This is a genomic window from Flavobacterium frigoris (genome assembly GCF_900111075.1).
Classification (GTDB): domain Bacteria; phylum Bacteroidota; class Bacteroidia; order Flavobacteriales; family Flavobacteriaceae; genus Flavobacterium; species Flavobacterium frigoris.
The window spans coordinates 1-2,024 of the sequence record NZ_FOFZ01000036.1 but is presented as its reverse complement, the minus strand read 5'-3'; the positions used below and the strand labels follow the sequence as shown (position 1 = coordinate 2,024).

2 protein-coding genes are annotated in these 2,024 nt (G+C 27.9%); both read left to right on the top strand.

The window, feature by feature from the left end:
• The first annotated feature begins 324 nt into the window (after positions 1 to 324).
• A complete protein-coding gene (locus tag BMW63_RS17605) occupies positions 325 to 795 on the top strand; it encodes a hypothetical protein (protein WP_074724770.1) in 471 nt (156 codons plus the stop codon).
• Positions 796 to 1,004: 209 nt separating this feature from the next.
• Complete coding sequence (locus BMW63_RS17600; protein ID WP_074724769.1) at positions 1,005 to 1,787, top strand: hypothetical protein; 783 nt, start codon at positions 1,005 to 1,007, stop codon at positions 1,785 to 1,787.
• The last annotated feature ends 237 nt before the right edge of the window (positions 1,788 to 2,024 follow it).

Here is a 2,024-nt window from a genome sequence, read left to right as displayed (position 1 = left end):
TTAAAATGATGCAGTTTGCAGCCAAAAGTAAAATGGCGAAATCACTAAGCAGAAAGTAATTTGCAAAAATTAAAATGATGCAGTTTGCAGCCAAAGAAAATTAGGTAAAAAATTGAATAGCGAGAAAGATTGTATAGATAAAAACATATTGTAACACTGGTTTAGCATGATGGGGAATTTAGTGGAATTTCCGTTTTTTTTCATATATTCGTGTAGCCAAAAATAATCTGCTTAAAAGTTCCCCAACAAGCTAAGCCAGGAACCGTTAGCAGTAACTTTACCGCAGAAACTTAAAATTGACAATATAAAAAAACATAAAAAATAATGAAGACAACTACTCCTTTATCAATCATTTTAGAATGGTTTCATTCTTTAGACGAAAAAATTCAAGACGAATTATTGTCTTTGTGTTTAATATTTCATTATGATGAAAGTATAAGAAATGAACATATAAGTGCAGAAAAAATAAACAAAATAAAAAATTACTTGAATGATAATTCATTAACAAATAATGAGATAATCACAAGAGCTCTTTTTATTACACGATTATTCGATTACGCATTCAATGGAAGAGATAATGAAGAAGATTGGGATGAATCAATGGATAGAAATCTTGATGCAAGAAATAGAATGGTTCAAAAAGGACATTCAGGAGATTTTATCGATAATGCTTTGGAAGATTGGCAACACAGAAAATATTTTTGGATTAATTTGGCTTCGAGTTGGAATAAACTGAAAGTAGAATATTTAGAAATTTCAAAGTTAGAAAAATGGTGGATGCAAAACCTAAAATAAAAAGCTACTGCTAACAGCGGTTTGCAGAAATGGCGAAATATGTGGTAAATTCACGTTTATCTTTCGCAAGAAATTTTATCTTAGCCGAAAAATCTCGGTTACGAAGTTCGCCACTTCTGCAAGCCGCAACACGTTGGCAGACAGCTAATTAGAACCGAATAGAAATACAACCAAAATAATATATTTGTGAAAATTTTACTTGAATATTTATGAAACATATAAAAGTTAAAGCTGATTTAAATATAGAGTTTGTTGGAAAAGTTGTTTATGCGAATGGCGAAGATGTTGAAATAATTCCTTTACAAGAAAAAGAAAATAACCTAAAAAATGAACTGTTAGAAATAATAGAATATGATAATGGAAAAAAATATGTTTCTAAATTAAGAAGTATAGAAAGAAACGGATTAAAATATTTGTCAAGAATTCCAAATCCAATATTTATACTTTTAAATTCGTCAATCGAAAATTATAATAAATCCGAATATTACATTAACAAGTTTTCCGAATATTCTGAAAAGGTTGGAGAAAGAACTTATCGTTTAAATAATAATGATTCTGGAACATCAGAAGTGTATAATAAATACATAGAGTGTAAAATGGTTTCCATTAATTCATTAATAAATAGTTTAGAAATATTTATGAATCAAAAAATACCTAATGATTATGTATTTATAAAAGAAATTAAAAATAAAAAAGTAAAACTAAATAAAAAAGAAATTGAAAAAGGAACAACTTTTAGAGAAAAAATTGAAAAAATTTTTCCTGAAATTTTTCCAAATAAAAATAATAAACAACACTTAACCGATTTAGAAAATATTTTTGAAGCATATTCGATTAGAAAAGATATAACACATATGAAAACTAACGGAAACACAATCTTTGAACAATATTTTGAAGTCATTGGAAAATTAATAGATTCTGATATTGAAAAGTTTATAATTAGTTCTATAAACTTTATGAATAATATTGAGCCAAATTTAATAGAAGTTTAGAATTGAAAATGATAGCCGATCTGCCAACAGCGGTTTTGCGAGATTGCGAAATAAGTGCAAAATTCACGTTTATCTTTCGCAAGAAATTTTATCTTAGCAGAAAAATCTCGGTTCCGAAGTTCGCAACCACGCAAAGCTGCGAAACGTCAGGCTGTGAAAAAACTCCGTTTTTCACTTAATTAAGGCAAAAACAATCATTCTACACTTCAAAAGAAGCACGCTAAACAAGCTTATTTT

Coding starts and splice junctions, on each gene's coding strand:
- BMW63_RS17605 (WP_074724770.1), top strand. CDS start 325: ATGAAGACAACTACTCCTTTATCAATCATTTTAGAATGGTTTCATTCT.
- BMW63_RS17600 (WP_074724769.1), top strand. CDS start 1,005: ATGAAACATATAAAAGTTAAAGCTGATTTAAATATAGAGTTTGTTGGA.